The 19,656-nt window shown below is 37.1% G+C and carries 11 protein-coding genes and 1 pseudogene; 3 read left to right on the top strand and 9 right to left on the bottom strand.

Annotation, left to right across the window (positions count from 1 at the left end):
* Window positions 1–622: 622 nt before the first annotated feature.
* From CKF54_RS01030 to CKF54_RS01025, 3 genes and pseudogenes are all read left to right on the top strand, one after another.
* Window positions 623–2,038, top strand: a pseudogene (locus CKF54_RS01030) (sucrose-specific PTS transporter subunit IIBC); the annotation flags it as partial.
* A gap of 75 nt (window positions 2,039–2,113) precedes the next feature.
* Window positions 2,114–2,623 (top strand): PTS glucose transporter subunit IIA, encoded by a 510-nt coding sequence (locus CKF54_RS08245; RefSeq protein ID WP_262407786.1) that lies wholly within the window; start codon window positions 2,114–2,116, stop codon window positions 2,621–2,623.
* Window positions 2,624–2,710: 87 nt separating this feature from the next.
* The gene (locus CKF54_RS01025; RefSeq protein ID WP_119524432.1) at window positions 2,711–4,144 is read left to right on the top strand and encodes a glycoside hydrolase family 32 protein; all 1,434 of its coding nucleotides are present in this window, start codon (window positions 2,711–2,713) and stop codon (window positions 4,142–4,144) included.
* A 267-nt stretch (window positions 4,145–4,411) separates the two neighbouring features.
* Here CKF54_RS01025 and CKF54_RS01020 read toward each other — a convergent pair whose 3' ends face one another.
* The 9 genes from CKF54_RS01020 to CKF54_RS00980 form a co-directional block, all read right to left on the bottom strand.
* Window positions 4,412–5,545, bottom strand: a complete 1,134-nt coding sequence (locus tag CKF54_RS01020) for an N-acetylneuraminate epimerase (RefSeq protein ID WP_119524431.1) — start codon at window positions 5,543–5,545, stop codon at window positions 4,412–4,414.
* A 312-nt stretch (window positions 5,546–5,857) separates the two neighbouring features.
* A complete protein-coding gene (locus CKF54_RS01015; RefSeq protein WP_119524430.1) occupies window positions 5,858–6,064 on the bottom strand; it encodes a hypothetical protein in 207 nt (68 codons plus the stop codon).
* Window positions 6,065–6,548: 484 nt separating this feature from the next.
* Entirely contained in the window at window positions 6,549–8,189 is a 1,641-nt protein-coding gene (locus CKF54_RS01010) for an ABC transporter substrate-binding protein (protein WP_222987467.1), read from the bottom strand.
* A 256-nt stretch (window positions 8,190–8,445) separates the two neighbouring features.
* Complete coding sequence (locus CKF54_RS01005) at window positions 8,446–8,625, bottom strand: hypothetical protein (protein WP_119524428.1); 180 nt, start codon at window positions 8,623–8,625, stop codon at window positions 8,446–8,448.
* Window positions 8,626–8,956: 331 nt separating this feature from the next.
* Complete coding sequence (locus CKF54_RS01000; protein WP_119524427.1) at window positions 8,957–9,868, bottom strand: metal ABC transporter solute-binding protein, Zn/Mn family; 912 nt, start codon at window positions 9,866–9,868, stop codon at window positions 8,957–8,959.
* 392 nt (window positions 9,869–10,260) lie between these two features.
* Window positions 10,261–14,748 carry a translocation/assembly module TamB domain-containing protein gene (locus CKF54_RS00995; RefSeq protein WP_119524426.1) on the bottom strand — a complete coding sequence of 1,496 codons (4,488 nt, stop codon included), beginning with the start codon at window positions 14,746–14,748 and terminating at the stop codon, window positions 10,261–10,263.
* Window positions 14,749–14,751: 3 nt separating this feature from the next.
* Window positions 14,752–17,199, bottom strand: a complete 2,448-nt coding sequence (locus CKF54_RS00990; RefSeq protein ID WP_119524425.1) for an autotransporter assembly complex protein TamA — start codon at window positions 17,197–17,199, stop codon at window positions 14,752–14,754.
* Window positions 17,200–17,246: 47 nt separating this feature from the next.
* Window positions 17,247–18,266: a metallophosphoesterase gene (locus tag CKF54_RS00985; RefSeq protein ID WP_119524424.1), complete on the bottom strand. Its 1,020-nt coding sequence runs from the start codon at window positions 18,264–18,266 to the stop codon at window positions 17,247–17,249.
* A 3-nt stretch (window positions 18,267–18,269) separates the two neighbouring features.
* Entirely contained in the window at window positions 18,270–19,310 is a 1,041-nt protein-coding gene (locus CKF54_RS00980; RefSeq protein WP_119524423.1) for a metallophosphoesterase, read from the bottom strand.
* Window positions 19,311–19,656 lie beyond the last annotated feature (346 nt).

The following is a 19,656-nucleotide window of genomic DNA, read 5'->3' as shown; positions in this document are numbered from 1 at the left end:
GGATAACTTAGATATCAGACGACAAGGGATAACTTTTTTCATTATTATACTGCAAACTCTTTTAGTTTACATTCTCCGATTAGATTAGTTTAGATAAGTTTAGATTAAAAAAGTATAAATAACCTTTAAAACTAGTAAGGAATTAATTTAGGAGCTCTTCTATCCTAAGAATATATAGTTAGCTAACATTAATAGCTCGATTTAAAAATGCTTATTTTTGAAGAGGAAAACGGGAGAAAAAATCTTAGGTTTTTTCTTGGAGATTAAAATCTTTACTAAAGTGTGCGGGAAATAAAAAAGTTTTAGAAATTGGCTCGAAATTTTTGCAAAATATGGCAAAATTGAAGATAATATATAAGTCAATTTTTAAAGGAAAATACCGACTTTGATGCTTTAAAAAACTCTAGGTTTTTGTCGCAAGGGAGGTATTAGTGTTTTATATTTTTTCCGATAAAATATAAAACGTTACTACTTTTAAATTTGTTAAAGCTACAACTTTCAGAAAGTTTTGCATTTTTGGTTATAAAACTTAGTTTTATCTCTAGGCACTTTAACAAATTCCTGCGCAAGGGCTAGATCTTTTTTAAAGGACTTTTTAACTTGTTTTGTGGAAGTTATTCATATGAAATATGAAAATGAGATCAAAGCCATTATTGCCGGCGTAGGTGGTAAAGAGAATATTATCTCTGTTGTACACTGTGCTACCCGTTTGCGTATGGTTTTAAAAAACCCTGATCTTGCTGATGAAAAAGCTCTAGATCAAATTGATCTAGTAAAAGGTACTTTCAACGCAAAAGGTCAATACCAAATTATCATTGGTGCGGGTACCGTAAATGTGGTTTGTGCAGAAATGCAACAAATGTTAGGTTTAACTGGTGGTTCTTCAACAGCTGCTGCTGAAGAAGATCAACAACCAAAAAACTTACTTCTACGCTTTGTAAAAGTTCTTTCTGATATCTTCGTTCCGATCATTCCTGCAATCGTGGCAGGGGGTCTTTTAATGGGGTTATATAACGTATTAACTGCGTCATTCTTTGCCGACGGTTCTTCGTTATTATCTCGTTACCCTGGAATTGACGGTATCGCGTCAATGATCAATAGCTTTGCTAATGCTCCGTTTATTTTCTTACCAGTACTAATTGCTTTCTCAGCAAGTAGAATTTTTGGTGGGAACCCATTCTTAGGAGCAGCAATGGGTATGATCATGGTGCACCCTGATCTCCTAAATGCTTATGTATATGGTCAAACAGCTGCTGATCAAGTTCCTTACTGGAACATCTTTGGCTTCCATATTGAAAAAGTAGGTTACCAAGGTACAGTATTACCTGTATTAGCAGTAGCTTATATCTTAGCTAAGATCGAGAACTTCTTACGTTCAATTACACCAAGCTGGTTAGATAACTTAACTACTCCGTTAATTGCGATTATCATCACTTCAGCAATTACTTTTATTATCGTAGGTCCAGTTCTACGTGATGCAGGTGATTACTTAGCATACGGTTTAGCATGGGTTTACCATACTCTTGGTTTTGTTGGTGGTGCGCTATTTGGAGCTGTGTACGCTCCGCTAGTAATCACTGGTTTACACCAATCATTTGTGGCAGTAGAAACGCAATTAATTGCTAACATTGCCGTAACTGGTGGTACATTTATTTTCGTAACAGCTGCATGTTCAAACGTAGCACAAGGTGCTGCAACTTTAGCAGTGCTATTAACTAGCCGTAATACAAAAGTGAAATCACTTTGTACTTCAGCTGGGGTATCAGCATTACTAGGTATTACTGAACCTGCAATGTTCGGGGTAAACGTTAAATTAAAATACCCATTTGTTGGTGCTTTATGTGGTGCTGCTCTAGGTTCAGCTTACATGGCATTCACTAAAACTCTAGCAGTTGCTTTAGGTGCTGCAGGTTTAGTAGGCTTTGTATCTGTAAGACCTGCTGATTGGGTTAACTACTTTATCGCTCTAGCTGTTTCAATTGCAGTTGCATTCGTAGTAACTGTAGTATTAGGTAAACGTGCTGAAGCTAAAGAAGAAGCTAACCAAGCTGCTAAAGCTCAAGAAGCTAAAGAAACTGTTGATTTAGTAAAACAAGCTGAAACTGAAGCGCGTATTGTTAAAGCAGCAGCTAAAGCTTTAGCAACAGGTGAAACTGTAGCATTTAACACTCCATTAGCTGGTGAAGTTAAACCTTTAGATCAAGCAAATGATCCTGGTTTTGCCTCTTTAGCTATGGGTCCTGGTGTAGTAGTAGAACCAACTGATGGTAAAGTTTACGCACCAGTAGCTGGTACAGTTCAAAGCTTATTCCCTTCAAAACATGCTTTAATCCTAGACCTAGACAATGGTGTACAAATGTTAATCCATGTGGGTATGGATACTGTATCTTTAAACGGTGAAGGCTTTAAAGCGCATGTAAGTACAGGTGACCGTGTTGAAGCTGGTCAACTATTACTTGAAGCTGATTTAGACTTTATCCGTTCTAAAGGCTTACCTACTGAAACTCCAGTAGTAATTGTTAACTTTGAAAACGATGATGGCGACGAAGTATTTGCGGTAACAGAAGTGTTTACGGGCAAAAAAGAAGCTAATCAAGAAGCTTTCAAAGTATTAGCAAAATAATACCTTAGCTTGTAAAAGACCTCGAGATTTTTCTCGAGGTCTTTGCATTGTGGTAAAATAAACTAGCAAATCCAAGCAAGGAGATATATGAAAAGAACAGATTATTTAGCGCAATATGCAAGTGCATCTAGCCAAGAGATGCGTCAAGCTGCTGCTCAAGATCCATATCGTTTACACTTCCACTTACAACCAGAGCAAGGTTGGTTAAACGATCCAAATGGTTTATCAGTATTAAATGGTAAAGTACACATTTACTATCAATACAGCCCATTTGAAGCACAAGGTGGACAAAAGCTTTGGGGACATTTTTCAACTACAGACTACTTAACTTACCAAGAGTATGAGCCGGCTTTATATCCAGATCACCCTCATGATGCTGATGGCGTTTACTCTGGTTCTGGATTTGTTAAAGATGGCGTTGGTTACTATTACTATACCGGTAATGTTAAACACCGTGACCAAAAATACGATTACATCAACGCAGGTCGTGAACACAATACGATTTTAGTAACATCAACTGACGGGGTTAACTTTACCGAAAAAGAAGTTCTGCTTTACAATAAAGATTACCCTGCAGATATGAGTTGTCACGTACGTGATCCAAAAGTGTGGGAATACAAGGGTCGCTACTACATGATCTTAGGGGCGCGTGATGTAAATAGCGTAGGTTTAGCTTTAATTTACGTTTCTGACGACTTACGTAAGTGGGACTTCCACATGCGTCTAGAAGTAGATGGTAAATTAGGTTACATGCTTGAGTGTCCTGATCTATTTGAACTTGATGGTCAATGGTTCTTAGTTTCTTGTCCACAAGGTATGGAAGCCCAAGAGTGGAAATACAACAATGTCTACCAATGTGGTTACCAAACTTTAGATATTGACCTAGAAGCAAAAACTTACCAATTTACGAGTGACTTTATTGAGTTAGATGGTGGTTTTGATTTCTATGCTCCGCAAACTTTTGAAGAGCGTGACAATCGTCGTGTGTTAATTGGTTGGTTTGGTTTACCAGATATTAGCTATACTAACCCAACAGTTGAAGCAGGTTGGCAACACTGTTTATCAGTACCACGTGTTCTAACTAACTTAAATGGTCGTTTAGGACAAGAACCAGTTAAAGAGTTAGAAGCTTTACGCCAAGCTGAGCTTGATTTAGCGCAAGCTCCAGCAGTAGCTGTTTATGACTTAGCTTTACAACCTGAAGTAGGGCAAGATCTAACTTTAGCTTTACGTAAAGATGTATTATTAACTTATACAGCTGCTGACAAATCTTTAGTATTAACTTTAGGTGAACAAGCTGGTGCTGGACGTGATACACGTAAAGTAGTGTTAGAGACAGATTTAACAGATCTACGTGTTCTAAGTGATACTTCAACTTTAGAGATCTTTGTAAACCAAGGTACAGTAGTGTTTAATACTCGTGTATACTCAAGTGTTGAGAACCAAACTGTAGCTTTAGTTAAAGGTAAAGCGCAAAGTAAACTTTACGCTTTAGGACAAATTAAAGTTGAGAAAGCCTAAGTTTTAGGTATTGCTTTTGCAGTAATTTAACTTGAGCTTAAGGTATGCACTGCTTAAGGTACTTACAACTTAAGGTACCTTACTAATTAACTTAAGGTATTTACCATTTCAATTAATTTAGGTAAAAGCGAACTCCCGTAAATGAAATTTACGGGAGTTCAAATTTTACATAGTTGTAGAAATCCTCACCTTTACAAAGTTACGCCAAACTCCAAGAAAAATAAAAATATAACTTGTAAGAGGAGAGTTTTCTATTTAATGTAACTGTTATTTAAATGTAACTTTTTTAGTTTCTGGATCGTAAGATACTACATATACTTGATCTAGTGGTTTACCACCGTCGGTTTCACCACCAAAGAGGAGTAGATCTTTACCGTAGCTAATAGCTACACCATAGCCTGAACCTTGTGGTAGGTCGCCAGCATAGCTCCATTTACCATCATAGTAAACAAATGAAGCTTTTTGGTAAATTTTTGCTAGACCTTTATGTGCATAAAGGTTACCAGCTTTATAAGCAGCATCTGCACCTGGGAAGTTAGCACCGCCAGCAACAAAGAGATATTTGTCAATGTAACCAGTGTAAGCACCTGCTACCCCATCCTGTACTTTTTCACCTGGATTAGGTGGAAGATCTTTTAATTCTTCCCAAGACACTTCGCCTTTAGAGTTAAATTTACCTTCATTAACTTTATCAGTACGGAGACCTGGTTTTACTTCACCATTTACAACAATAAATTTGTTGTCACGAATAGCAACCCCAGCACCTGCACGTCCTTTTAGTTCCATGTTACCATTGTTGAACCATTGGTTTGTTGCTGGTTTGTAACTAAAGAGAATCGTGTTAAAGAAGTAATCTTGGGTACGCTTATCAAAGTAGTGATTTAGTACACCTGATTTTTCTGCATCAGTTTTAGCTGCGGCATTGTCTTTGAAGAAACCATTAAAGATTTCTAAGTTAGTTCCTCCTACAATGTAGATAGAGTCACCATGTACAAAGCCAGAAGCCCCTACTAAACCTAGAGGTGAACGAGTAGGTAGTTTTTGCCAGCTATTTTTTGCAGGATCGTATTCATATACGTCATTAGTTGAAGTAGTTAGACCGTTAACTGTACCTACCCCACCAAGTACGTAGAGTTTACCGTTAACAGCAGCTACTACTGGTTGACTTAAAGAGCCACCTGGGAAAGTAGCTACTTCTTTCCAACCTGAAGCTGCATTTTTTAAATCAAGGGCAAAGAATTTATCCCCTGCAGAACCTAAACCGATATATACCGTATCATTGATTAATGCCCCACCACCTTGTTTAATTGCTACAGGTAGGTTAGGGTATACGTTAGCAAATGCAGAGCTAGCTGCTGTTGCTAAGCCAAGAACTAAAGAAGTTTTGAGAGCTAGTTTCATGAGATTCTACTCCATTATTTTTAGACAAAGGTAAGTTTAAAACTCCAAAGTTTGTCAATTTGGGGGTTAAGAAAATAAACTTAGCAAAAAAGTTTTTTACCAAGTTTAGCGACCTCTTTACAAGCATAATTGTTTGTAACTATCTACCTAGCGCTGTCTAGGAAAAAGAAAGTAGGGTCTTTAGATAGTCGCAGTGCGACTATCTCAGCGAATTGCTTACAGGTGACTGTAAGCAAAAATTGCAAAAAGCAAGCTTACATAGATCGATATAACCAATCATGTAACCTTGCTTTTTTTGATGCTAAAGCTAAGTTAGCTTGCAACTTTACCAACATTATTATTAGTTGTTACATTATTTGCATTTGCTTTAGCTTGTGTTCTTTTGAAACTACGATAACGACGCACTAATTTTGCTTTGCGTGATACGAGAGTAAGCGGAAGAATGATAAAGAAGAAAATTACTGCTACTGAAAGAGCAACGCGGATTAATGCTCCAAATAAGATAGTGAATAGTACCATAACAAACTCCTTTTTTAAATCTCATTCTTGTAAATTAAATTTACCATTTTTACTATTGGCTCGCTCAAGTACGACTTGAATGAAAGAAAAAATTGAAGTTAATTACAAATCTATTTTGAGCGAAAATCTTTAGCGTAAACGCTTCATTATCTTAGGTAATCCCTTAGGTAATCTTTAGCATAGAAAGAATAATATCTTCTCTTTCTATATTTATATAATACTCCTAGTATTATCTTTTTGATTTGTTTTTTCTTCATTTTGTGAGGTAGATCACACTTTTGTGGTAAAGGATTTTTTCCATTGCTTTAGGAATTATCTTGGGTAGGTTGTGCTTTTAGTTTTTACGACAAAAGAAAAGCTAGCGTCTTGTAAGAGACGCTAGCTTGGTTAGATAAATCCGCAAAGGATTTTTAAAGACTCATTTAAGTTTTACGATTAAGAAACTTAGAGATTTATATCTCAAGGTTCTTGAGGTTTAAAGGGATTATTTAGCCCCTTTAACTTTTTTCCCTGCAACAAAGTAGTAATCGTTGAAGTAACGTACATCGTTCTTCTCGTTATATCCTTGGAGTGCAGGAGATTTAAGCGCTAATACATCAGTGTTGTATAGCGGTATTACAGCATAATCTTGTCCAACAATGATGTCATTTAATTGTGCATATAGTTGTGCGCGTTTCTCTGCATCTTGAGTACGATTAGCTTCATCTAATACGCGATCGTATTCTGGGTTGCAGTAAAGGATATCATTGATTGAAGAATTACATGAGAATAGGTTAAAGAAAGTAGATGCTTGGTCGTAGTCAGCATTCCAACCACTAGTTGTAATATCATAATCTCGTTCACCTGATACACGTTGAACCCAAGCTTTACTTTCTAACACTTCTTGTTTGAAGTCAATTAAGCCACCTGATCCCTGTTTTATCATGCCTGCAAGAGCAACATAGATTTTGTTTTCTAAGCTACCAGACATCATTAAATAAGTTAGCTCATAAGGTTTTTCTTTAGTGTAACCTGCTTCTTTAAGAAGTTCTATCGCTTCTGCAACATTTTCCTCATGAGGACGATTCAACCAGTAAGCTTGTTTTACATATTGCCCATCCTTGATTAACGGAGGGGTGAATTGCGATGTAGGTTTGTGACCGCCAAGAATTTTTTCTGTTAATACATTTCGGTTTACGAGTAAAGCTATTGCTTTACGTACTCTAGGGTCTGTAACACGTTTATTGTTAACTTTAAAGTATGAAGTTGAAAGAGTTTGAATAGTAATTAACTCTTCTGGACGCTCTTCTAATACTTTTTTCTTGAACTGAGTAGGAATACCTGTAGTAGGATATTCACCCGTTAAATATTTATAATAACCTGTTAGTGGGTTTTGAATGAAGTCAAAGTGAACTTTAGTAATTACTGTATTTGCTGCATCCCAGTGGTTAGGATTTCTTTCAAAATCCATAGTATCGTTTAAACGATTTACTTTAAGTAAGAAAGGACCATTAGTAACGATGTTGTCAACACCTGTCCAATTATCACCGAATTTCTCCAATACATCTTGACGTAATGGAGATAGTACGCCTAAAGTAACCATTTGTGATAACCAAGGAGTAGGTTGAGTTAATTTTACTACTAAAGTATAGTCATCTGGGGCAGAAACGCCTAGTTCAGTTACTGGAGCTTTCCCTTCAAATACTTCTTTAGCATTTGCTACGTTAGCTGTTACTAAGTAATCACCATATGCAGCAGCTGTTTTTGGATCTGTTAAGCGTTGCCAAGAATAAACAAAGTCTTTAGCTTTAACTGGTTGACCATCTGACCATTTTGCATCTTCACGTAAGTGGAAAGTCCAAGTTAAACCATCTTCACTTACTTCCCAAGATTTAGCCGCTTGACCTACATAATCTCCGTGTGAGTTTTGACGTACTAAAGTGTCAAATAACATACGATTTACAGAGAAAGAGTTTGAGTATTGGCTTAGAGTAGGGTCAATAGTGTCAGGAGAACTCACATAGTTATAGTTAAGTTCTTGTTTTTCAGCTAATACTGTACCTTTTGGAATATCAGCAGCTTGAGTTAAACCTGAAACTAAGCCAGTTAAGCAGAGGGCAGTTAAAACTTTAGTAAATCTATTCATATGACTAATCTTATTTTGGTTTATACAAAAATATTCAATCTTTGAAAATCTAATATTCAAAATATATTGCATTATCCTAGCCTAATATATGAGAGTTAGCTAGAATAAATTAATTGAAAGAGAAAAAGGGAATAAATTTTACTTATTGGAATCCAAAGAGTAAAATTAAAAATTAACTAGGATTAAGGAAATATCCGCAAGTAGATTGCGGATATTTCCTTTTATGATTATTTTCAAAATAAATCAAGCTTAATTACTAATGATAACAATATCTACCACAAGGACCGTTTTCTGGGTATTTTTCTTTAGCTAATTGTACATCATGTAAAGTAACGTTTTCACTAGATAGAGCTGGTTTAAGCTCTACAGCGTTAGCTGTTGATGAAAATAAACCAATTAAACAAAGTGTAGTTAAAACTGTTGCAAATTTTTTCATACAGCCACCTTATTAAAATTAATTGTTAAAAAATTATTTAATCTTCAAGTAATTAATTCTATCGTAACATAATTTAAAAGGATTTAGTTAATTTAAGTCGATTTTTTATTACCTTGTTTAATATATCGTTGATAATTAAGGTGAAAAATATTAGATGTAATGGTTTAATAAAAGTAATAAGTAATAAGAGAGGTCAAAAAGCATAGCTTTTTGACCTCTAGTGTTTTTAATATTCAGTTTTCAATATTAAGTTCTAAATGTTCTTCATAGCTATTTTACTGTTGCTACATTAACTTGCTAAGGTAGCTTTTGATATGCGAGCAAATTGTAATTAGTGTTTGCTATGAGAAGCGTGTAAAGTTTTGTTGTAACCGTCAACAATAGTGTAAACAGTTTTCGATAACATATCTAAGTAAGTTGGTACTGGACCTTTAGCGTCAGTTAAAGTATCTACGTATAAGTAACCACCAAACTGCGCACCTGTCTCTTGCATTACAACTTCCATAGGTTTTAGATCCATAGTTGAACCAGAGAATACTACTTTGATTTTGTTATCACGTACTAAGTTAATAATACGAGTAATTTGTGCTGGAGTACCTACGTCTTCAGCATTTACTGGCCAAATTGAATCGTATCTTAAGTTGATATCACGCGCTAAGTAAGAAAAAGCTGACTCAGAAGTAATTAAGTAAGCACCTTCTAAGTTATTTTTACTAATAAAAGTACGTACATCAGCTTCCATTTTTGCAAGTTTTTCTAAGTAGGCTTTGGCATTAGCTTCATAGCCTTCTTTGTTTGCTGGGTCGTGTTCGATTAACGCGTTTTTAATATTTTCAACGTAAATTGAAGCATTGGTTAATGACATCCAACCATGAGGGTTAGGTTGACCTGCATAAGGACCTTCGGTAATTAATGAAGGAACTACGCCTTTTGAAGCTTCAACTACTGGAATGTTTTTTGCACGTTGGTAAAAACGTTGGAACCATTTTTCTAAACCAAGGCCGTTGGTAATGATTAAATCAGAACGATTTAAACGTACGAGGTCACGTGATGTAGGTTCATATTCATGGATTTCTGCGCCGATAGGGGTAAGAGATTCTACAGTTGCATATTTACCTGCAATATTGCGAGTAATATCTTCAAGAACAGTAAAGGTCGTTACTACTCTTAAAGCGAAAGCATTAGATGTAAAACTTAATGCGCTTAAAATCGCACTGAAAATAAAGATAAATTTAAGTTTCATTTTTTGGATTTAGTCTAATTGGTTAGTGAAAAATATTTATAACCTTTTACTACTTTGCACCTAGCAAGAAGTTATAAACGCCCAATGTAACCTAGCGCTATTATAGCCTATAATTTTGTCGAAGATGATAATAATTTACAATTAAAAAAAGTCTAGGAGAAACTCCTAGACTTTGTCCGATTAAATAAATGTTTGTAAGTTGATAAATTTACGACTTACATCAACTAACTGTAAGTAGTTAGTGGGTAAGCGCAAGCTTGAGAGGTATTTAAAAGGTCTAAGCAAACTTACTATGCTTATTAATTTTTTACAATTTACCTTTAGGTTATTTTTCCTCTCAAGCTTAATTTAAGCTTCAAGTTTTACTTTAGAGCTTGAAGTTGGAGGTTGGTTTACCAAGTTGTTGAGTAAACCACATCAGCAGCTGTACTTACTCCTCGTGATACCCTTAAGAAAACTTTAGGTAATAAGTAGTAAGAGGCACTGATAGTATTTAAGCCATCAAAGAGACCGTAAGCGTAGTTTAAACGTACACGGTTAAACACTGTCCCTGAGATATTAACTTTAGAGTTCTCTCCGGCACCAGAGGTAGTAACTTGGGTATTTTTAATCCCAAAGGCATTACCAATTTTCTCAAATAAGCTAATTGATGAAGTGAGTGATGAGGTAAATAATTGTAAACCTACCCCGTCTGTACTGTCATCAGTTGAAGAACCAGTTAACAGATAGTTAATTTTTTGGTTCTGGGTTAAAGAAGCAGGAGTTGAGAAAAGCGTAATGTTTGGTTTAGTTGCTAAACCTTGTACTTGGACACCAACAGTCACATTATCCATCATAAAGTTAGGGTCACGGATTGCGCGAATATAAATATTTGGAATCAGTGATAAACCATTGAAGGTAATTTCCCCACGTTGGATAACTAGATTTTGTCCATATTGACGGAAAATCCCATTGTTAATCGTAATGTTACCAATAATAGTTGGTTCGCTTGCATAAGTAACGTCTAACTCACCTACCAGTTCAGCATTAACCCCGTAAGCGTCAAACTTGAGGTTATCACCCAGCGTTACTTTGATGTTAGCGAGCATGTTACTTGGATTTGGTTTACCGTCGATAATAGTATTACCTTCAAGGGTGTCATTAGTAACAAAAACCACATCTCCCGTAGGTCCTTCATAAGTTACACTGTCAGATGAAGCTACGGTTAAAGTACCATCATGGACACGGGCTGTACCTTTGACATCGAGGAAATTATTGACATAATCTGCGGTTACATCGATGTCAAGTAAGGCTACCCCGTAATCTAGAAGTTTAGCTTTTAAATCCGTGGTAGTTACGCGGACATTAGAGTTTAAACGATCAATAGTACTCCAAGAGGCGCTACCGTTGATTGAGATCTCAGTAGAATCGGTTGGTAAGCTCCCGAGGATTACCGCAGTACGTCCGTCAAAAGCTAATACCAGATCACCATTTTTAATACTAAATGGTAGATCTACCATTTCAACATTTAATCTACTCGCACCAGTTTGTCCATAGAGTAAAGGTTGACGTAAGTTACCGCCAAATACAAGGTTGGCATACATGGTTCCGGTAACTTGTTGGGTATTATCAAGGAAAGGTTTAATAACGTTTAAGCTAAGCTGATCTAGGATTAAAGAACCGGAAAGTTTTTGTTCTTTAAAGATATCAGCAACTTTGACGTCTAAAGTAACGTTTCCTTGGTTGTTTACTTTTAAGCTACCTTTACCGGTTAAAGCTTGTCCTTCCATGCCGGTGGTTAAATCAACATTGTACAGACTAATGGTAAACGGAGTTACATCAATTTTTTGGATATAGTCAATACGTTGGCTTTGTACTTGGATGCTAAGCTGAGAATTGTCGATATTTGGATCGGTTGGATTTAAGTCAACATCAGCTGTAGCTTTAACTTGCCCACGCACCATAATGCCTGATTTTCTTAAAAGCGGGTTTAATAACTCTAGTTTAATATCACTCGATAATTGCCCTTGGATTTTTTCCGAGTTATACACTAATTCTTTATTGTTAGTTAGGTTAAACTGACTGTTCTTAATCTCAAAAGGCTGGGCAACTAAACTATTGTTTTTGATATTGTACACTAGTTCAATATCTTTCCCATTTGTAGAAAAACCATTTAACTCGGCTGAAACTATGTCTAAACGTTGTAAATCAATATTAGCGGTTAAATCTGTTTCTTTACTTAAGGTAAAGTGAGTTAGATTTGCCAATAGATTTACTTGGTTTGAACTAAAGTCAATTGTTAGTTTTTCATCTGGTGCACCATTGTAATTAACCTTAGCACGGTTAATCACAAATTCCCCAAAATTTGACTTAGCTAAGGAAATAGCTGCTTTACCAGTTAACTCTTGATCCATTGCTAGATCAAGATCAGCAACTAGCTGATGCATATTAATACTTTGGTATTGCACAAGCGGAGTATTAATAGTTCCCTTAACTGCAGGAGTATTAATATTACCTGCTAAAGTTAAATCAACTTGCGAGTTGATTTTTAACTTGGGTACTAAAGTTGTAAGATTATCTAGGTGCGCTTTAATATTTAAATTAGAGTTAGTATTGAGCGCCCCTTGTAATTGCAGGCTGTTAGTTAAGTAAGCAGCACTTAAATCTTTAACCAGAATACCGTGTACAGCATCAACACCTAAGAGGAGATTCCCATTAAATGGTTTTTGATTAATGGTACCGTTAAATTTAGATTCTTTAAAGAACGCACTCCAATCTTGTTGAGAATTGTAAATTCCTCCGAGATTGAAAGTCCCTGATAGGGTAAAGTCTTTAATATCCCCTAAATTAGCAAAGTTATGAATTTGTAAGCTTTGCGCGCTAATTAAACTTTGCAGAACAATTTGATTACCATAATCAAGTTGCACATAAGCATGGGCTGCTTGTTTACCAGGAGCTTGTTCAACTAGGGTTAACTCACTCGCAAACTCATTTGGTAAGTTAATTAAGTTAGCAGCGAGTTGGTAGTTATGGTTATTTAAAGCGAGCGCTGAAGCTAGTTGCATTTTGAGGTTATTGATACGTCCAGTAGCTTCAACGTTGAAGTTACTAATGCTGAGGTTATCATTAACCACAAATTTGTTTAGATCTGCAACTAAAGTTAATGGCCAATAAGGACGAGCGGTATCTAAGTTTAACTCAAGATTAACTTGGGCATCAGGCGCTTGGTTAGTTAAGGCGATATCTAGTTTAGAGTAAGCTTTACCAATTACAGCTAGGTTTAAATCAACACCCACAGGTAGAGTTACAAGTGGTAATTTGTTGATCTTAGTTTTAAGCTGGAGATTGGTATCACTAGTACGCGCTAAGAAGTCAAATTGCCCATCTAACTCCACATCACCACTCACTTTTGCTTTAAAGTTAGCTGCTTCTGGAGCTAGATTACCATCTAAGCTAATGTTATTAACTGCAAACAGATCCGAAGTTAAATCCACTACTTGCGTGTCTTGCACTTTATAAGTGTAAAAACCTAAAGCGATTTCTTTAGCTTCTACTTGTGAAGTAGTTAAAGCAATAGGTAGATTTAACTGAGTGTTAGTTAAAAAGAGATTACGTGCTGGGCTCTTAAAGAAGTCAAAGCTACTACTAATTTGGCGACTTACGCTTTTAGCGTTATTGTCTTTGCCAACGCCGGTAGGTTCAACAAATTTAAATTCACCCTCGTAACCGGTTAAGGCACGCCATAGTTCTTGGTTATCTACTACTTCAGGGCTTGTTTCAAGGAGAGAGCCATTTTCTAATTGCTCTAACTCTTCGTCACTAGCAAGATCAGGTAAAGTTACTTTAAAGTCCTCTGCTTGTTGCGAGTACTGTAAAGCAAAAGCTTTCCCTAGTTGCGAAAACGCCTGACTAAATGAATCAGCTTGGAGGTTAAAGTACTTACGAATAAAGTCTTGAACTTCCGGAGGTAAAGCGCGACCTTTTAAGTTAGGGTTTGGCATTCCAGCCGGTTGGGCACTTGCAGGATCATCTTGCTCATTTTGCGCAACTTGTTGGTCAACGCTTTGTGAGCTTGCAAGTAAAGAGTATTGTTGGTAACTAACTTTACCAATTGCTACTTGATTTAAATCGTAAGCAGTTGGACGATAACGCAGAGTTTGCGCGCTTAAACTATCTAGGTTAATAAGCATTGGCTCTGCTAAGTACTGATTGTAAATTGAGCTTGGGTAAGCTTCAAGGTTTAAATCAGCAATTACTGGACGATAGCCTTGCGCTGCGTTTTCACTATGGTTAAGTTGGTACTGGTATAAACCTATGTTTTTCCCTACGAGAACTTCAACATTGTTAACTTTCCCCGTTTGGACAATAATGTCTAACCAACTTGGTGGCCCGCCACTACTTTCTTCTTTATAATCAGGGTTAACTAGTTCTTCAGTAGTAATAGTTTGTACAGCCTGATTACCATAAAGTATAGATGCCGGATCAAGTTGTTCTTCATTACCACTCGCCACTACTACTTTAGCGTCAGTGATTTCAACATTATCTAAACATAGTTGTTTACGCACTAAACAACCAACTTGTAAGTGCAAACCAACGGTGCCTACACGTATATCTAAGAGGGTAGGAATAGGTTGGTCTTGCTCTTCTTCTGGTTTATTAGTTACAGCAGGATTATATTTATAGTTTTGTGAGACATAGCTTAGGTTGGTAATTTTTACTCCAGAGGAGAAGCTACCTTCAACCTTGTCCCAACTTAAGCCAGGGACTTTAGTGGCAACATAGTTGAGCACCTTGCCGGTTAGGCTTGAGGAGAACCAAACCGAAGCCAATCCGACTACTCCCACACCTAATACCGAGCCTAAAGCTATCCCTGTATATTTAAATATTTTTTTTATGCGCATGTCTTAGAAAGAAGCGTTAATGTTGATATAGAATGCGATTTTACTCCATGCAAAGCCTGGTTCTAATGGGTAAGCAATATCGAAGCTTGCGTAACCTACAGGGAGATAGTATCTAACCCCAAAGCCAGCGCCATAGTACCAGTCTTTCATGTTTTTAATACTAACTTTATCCGAAGAGTCACCACCATCAACAAACACTGCCCCTTTGAGGTTTTCGACAATAGTATGTAAAAACTCAGCAGTTAACTCTAGTTGTTTGTTGGAACCTAGGTCCTCACTTCCTTTATAAGAAGAGATAGATTGGTAACCATAACCACGGATAGAGTTCATGCCTCCAGAGTAAAAGCGTAGTGCTGGAGCCACTTGGAAAAAGTTATTAGTGTCAATCTTACCGTATCTTACGCCAAACACTACATCGTTGTTTTCCGTAAGTTTAAAGGTATGACGAGCACGTACAATGTAGGCGTTGTAGCTTACATCATTACTTGAAAGATATTTATGTAAACCAAAGTTTGTACGTAAAGTAAATGAAACTTCGGTCGAAAGTCCACTACGCGCGAGAATAAACTCACCGTATGCCATATTTTGGTTACGGCTAACATTTTGTTCATTCCATAAGTCTTTACGCATGTAAAGAGTTGAAGTGAACTGCCAGTTTCTAAATGGTGCACGAACATAACTAAAGTAACCTACTAGTGAACGGCTATACTCAAGGATACGCGAGTTATAAGCGCGTTCAATATAAAAACCTAGGTTCCAGTACTTAGTTAGTGGACTATATAAGTATGGGTGACGATAATAGGTTTCTAGTCTTTGCGTTAGTTTAGAGAAATAGGCATTAGCACTTACACTACCACCCCAACGGTTTACGTAGTAACGATCGTAGTAAGCAGAGGTACGGAAGCCTTCTGTTGTATCATAACCATTTGACCATTCAATACGGTTACGATCAGCATTAGTTAAGCGGTAGGTTAAATCTACAGTACGATTTTCTTTGTTTACTTCACTCGCAAGGTCAACAGTAGCAAAGTTATTACTTGCTTGTAAGTAAGCAATAGAGCGACTTACATCAGTCTCACTATAGTCACTGCCCACACTTAGGTTAGTCATATAGTAAGCTAGAGTATGATCGATTGGACCGCCCTCAATCGTAATCGAGCTAATAGTATAACGACTACCTGTATCTAAATCTAAGTACCAACGAGCAATGTTTTGCTCACGGTTAACCAGTACTTTAGATACGCGATAGTTAGCATCTAGGTAACCTGCCTCTTGAGCAGCTGTAAGTAAATTATTTTTTACACTCGAGTAGTCACTTGATTTAAAGACAGTACCGGCAGGCGTGATCTTTTGTGCTTGATCATAGAGAGCTTCAAGACCTGAACCTGGACCACGAATAATTACTTGAGAAGTATCAGTTAAACGTACCGGTTCGCCTAAAGTTATGTTTACCGTAAACTCTTTATCGTTATTTTTTACTGGCTCTACTCTAACTTGTGCGTTGTAAAAACCATAAGCTTGCACCGCATTGTTTACCAGCTTATCAACGGTAAATAAGTGACGTAATGAACCATCAGCATTAATTTGGGTAATAGTACTAATAGCATTACGCACGTTATTTGCTACTTGCGCGTATAGGTTATTAGCCAGAGCTTCTTGCTCTGCTTGGGAACCTAAACCGTAAACTACAACATTAAAGTCACCAGTGGTAACGGTAAAGCTAGCCTTAGAGCTTAGTAAACTCTTATTAGTGTAAGCCTCATAATCAGGGTTATCCACTAAAACATTTGAGCCCTTGTTAGTAAAAATAAACGGAGGCGTTTGTTGGTTTTGCGCTAACGGCGTATAGTAGTTAACAAATAAAGAGTCATAGTAAGCTTTTAATTGTTGTAAAACATTCGGAGCTTTCTCTTGCTCTGCTTTAAAAGCTTGGTAGTCAATTGCTTGACTATTGGTTAACTGTTCAATGACACAGTCTGAGTAGATTGCACCATTTAAATCAGGCACATTGAGGTTTTTACCAAGGAGATTTAAGGCTTGGTAAAGAGGTTCATAGTTACCTGTTTTGCTACTAGCAATAGCTTGTTCAACTTGAGCATAGCTCAAGTTACGCACGCCACGGATATTACTTACTTGGGTATTAGCAGCGCTTGCTGGTTGACAAGTAGCCAGAGCGTCAAATACTTGGTTAACAAATTGATAAGTAACTGGGTACGCAGTTTGCCCAATATGACGTATGTCGTTAGTAGTTAGGTAAAGACGTAAAGCAGTTACCGCATTAAATGCTTGGGTAGCTTTTATGTCCTTGGGAGCGCTATCAATTACGCGGAAATGAGTTTGCCCGTTATCTAGAGGGGTAATTAGCAAATTCGATTGCCCAGCGCCCATGGCGCTGGTTATCGGAAACAGCAAACTACAAGTTAACAGATAATTAATTTTTCTTAAATTCATAGCTTAGTTATCAAAGAAACTTCGCTCTCTTAGACAGAGAGGAAAAGCTAAAGTTTTTCTTTTTTGCTCACTTGCACCAGAGGCTGAGGTGAGACTTGCTGTCCGGCATATTCAGGTAAAGCAAAAATACTTAAGCTCTTACCTTCAACACAGCCGGTATCGGTACAAATAATATTGTTTGGTGTGCCTGCATAATAGGCTTGTTGCCAATGTCCAAAGTAAACAGGCGTACTAAAACTAGGAGCGTCCGGAATAATTTCCTGATATTGATACCAAGGAAAGATCCCATCCTCAGGCGCAAAAACCGGTTCATGCACCAACTGCATATTAAAATCTACATATGCTTGCGCAAAGTCTGCAATCAAGTACGATTGCGCTCTTTGCCCTAAAGCTTTTAGCTGGTGCGCAAGTTGCTGTGCACCTTGCGGGGCTAAGATACTCGAAGTTTGGGCGTCGACAACTTGACGATGACGGGCGACAGTGGTAGTTAGCATAAACTCGGCAAAGAAGCGCAGCTCTTGGTCACTTGCCCAACTGCCGGTTAGAGGTTTACCTTGAGCAACTGCTTGCCCTAAGTCAGCTAAGGTATGAGCAAAGTACTTAAAACCAAGGTAATAACCACGCTGTTCATGGTTTAAGCTTTGCATATATGCCATAGCTTGTTGGTTATAAGCTTGCATTTGCGCTGGACTCCAGCTTGGATCGAGAGAAGCATGCACCAGCGTAAAAGCGTCGTTATTAATAATGAGCGGCTGACGTACTAACCAATCAGTATAAAAATGTTGTTTACTTGTAGGCAAGCTAAGGAGATCTTGCAAGTTATCATTTGCCAATACAGGTAAACCTTGGTGGACTAAGCAAATAATACGCAGGTCATTATTGCCGAGCACTATGCCACTGGCATTTTGCTCGGCGTAACGTAAAACCTCAAGTGAGTTCTCTCCACGACAACCTAAATCACCGATAAAGTAAAGCTCATCTTTACTTGGGTTAAAATCAACTTCAGCGAGCAGTTGGTGCATTTCACGAGCACAACCATGGACATCGCCAATTAAATATTTTGCCATAGTTTACTTCTTAGCAACTTGAGCACAAGGTTGGGCTAATTTCAGTAAGAAAGCCTTATCTTGCATGTTAACCGCATAGTCTGGTAGACGATATGCACTTAAATGTCCACCATACACACATGAAGTATCAGAGCAGATAAAACCTGCAGGTAATTTAACCCCATTACAGTATGACCAGTGACCAAAGTAAACCGGTTTTTTAAAGTCAACAAAGTTAAAGTTTGGATTTTTATAGGCTTTACGTACATTTTCTTTTTTAGCACGCGCGTAATCAAACCAAGGGTAGACACCTGTTTCTTTATCACATTCAGGTTTACCTTTGCCCACTTGGAAGTCAAAGAAGTCTTTACTAAAGTCTTCAATTAGTAAAGACGGAGATAAGCGTTCAAGTTTGTCTTTACCAACTTGGTTAACTACCTCTTGCGCACTTGGAACCGCAATAATAGAGTTTTCAGCCGGACTACGAATAGCACGGAAACGACAAATGGTAAAAATTAACATACTTTCAAGAAAACGACGCATAAAGATGTCGTCTTTCTCGGTGTAACTTAAATCTTCTAAATAGTCAATAAAACGTTTATTACTAAAGATCTGTTTAAACTCTTTTTCGCCCCAAGTGGCAAAATAGCTATTTACTTGTTGAGCAATTTCTGTAATTTGCTCTGGTACCCAAGTTGGGTTTAATGAAGCATGTACTAAATAAAAACCATCATCCTCACGGACAAAGCCTTGAGATTTTAACCAAGAGGCATAATATTCTTTTTCTTCGGCGCTTAAACTTAATAAGCTGTCGAAGTTATCATCAGAGGCAGTTTGACGTGCGCCATATAAGCATGCTAAAAAGTGTAAATCGTAATTACCTAACACTGCCTTGGCATTATTAGCAATTGCTAAATCTAATACTTCTTTAGGTTTAGGTCCACGTCCTACTAAGTCACCTGCCAGATAAAGTTCATCTTTGCTAGGATCGAATTTTATATCTTCTAACAATTGCGCAAATTCATCTGCACACCCATGTATGTCACCGATTAAATATTTAGCCATGCCTCTCTCCAAATTTTGATGTTTGTTTACCCCAATATTATAGCTTAAAAGCCTATTCGACTTTGAAATAATCTATAAAAAAGAAGACCTAAGGCATGCCTTAGGTCTTAACAAATAGATTTTTTTGCCAAGCTAAATTGTAAAAAATTTTAGCTCGCTCACTAACAAGAACTGGGTTCTTGGATTGAGTAAAAGTTAAACTTTACTCTAGATTAGATAGTTTCGTACCTTGGTACATTTGTACTATCGTATATTTAGGGATTCCCGAAATTGATCATTTTCTCCTAAATAAATTACTAAATAACATTAGGTTACGTCGATTTCTAGCAGGGCAGACTGCCCTTCT

Origin of the sequence: Psittacicella hinzii (assembly GCF_003585885.1) — a bacterium.
GTDB lineage: Bacteria > Pseudomonadota > Gammaproteobacteria > Enterobacterales > Psittacicellaceae > Psittacicella.
Note: the sequence above shows the minus strand (reverse complement) of the source record. Positions and strands in the feature narration are given on the sequence as shown.

Bases quoted from the DNA above. Each gene is read 5' to 3' on its own strand.
- CKF54_RS01025 (WP_119524432.1), top strand. From the start codon at position 2,711: ATGAAAAGAACAGATTATTTAGCGCAATATGCAAGTGCATCTAGCCAA.
- CKF54_RS01020 (WP_119524431.1), bottom strand. From the start codon at position 5,545: ATGAAACTAGCTCTCAAAACTTCTTTAGTTCTTGGCTTAGCAACAGCA.
- CKF54_RS01015 (WP_119524430.1), bottom strand. From the start codon at position 6,064: ATGGTACTATTCACTATCTTATTTGGAGCATTAATCCGCGTTGCTCTT.
- CKF54_RS01010 (WP_222987467.1), bottom strand. From the start codon at position 8,189: ATGAATAGATTTACTAAAGTTTTAACTGCCCTCTGCTTAACTGGCTTA.
- CKF54_RS01005 (WP_119524428.1), bottom strand. From the start codon at position 8,625: ATGAAAAAATTTGCAACAGTTTTAACTACACTTTGTTTAATTGGTTTA.
- CKF54_RS01000 (WP_119524427.1), bottom strand. From the start codon at position 9,868: ATGAAACTTAAATTTATCTTTATTTTCAGTGCGATTTTAAGCGCATTA.
- CKF54_RS00995 (WP_119524426.1), bottom strand. From the start codon at position 14,748: ATGCGCATAAAAAAAATATTTAAATATACAGGGATAGCTTTAGGCTCG.
- CKF54_RS00990 (WP_119524425.1), bottom strand. From the start codon at position 17,199: ATGAATTTAAGAAAAATTAATTATCTGTTAACTTGTAGTTTGCTGTTT.
- CKF54_RS00985 (WP_119524424.1), bottom strand. From the start codon at position 18,266: ATGGCAAAATATTTAATTGGCGATGTCCATGGTTGTGCTCGTGAAATG.
- CKF54_RS00980 (WP_119524423.1), bottom strand. From the start codon at position 19,310: ATGGCTAAATATTTAATCGGTGACATACATGGGTGTGCAGATGAATTT.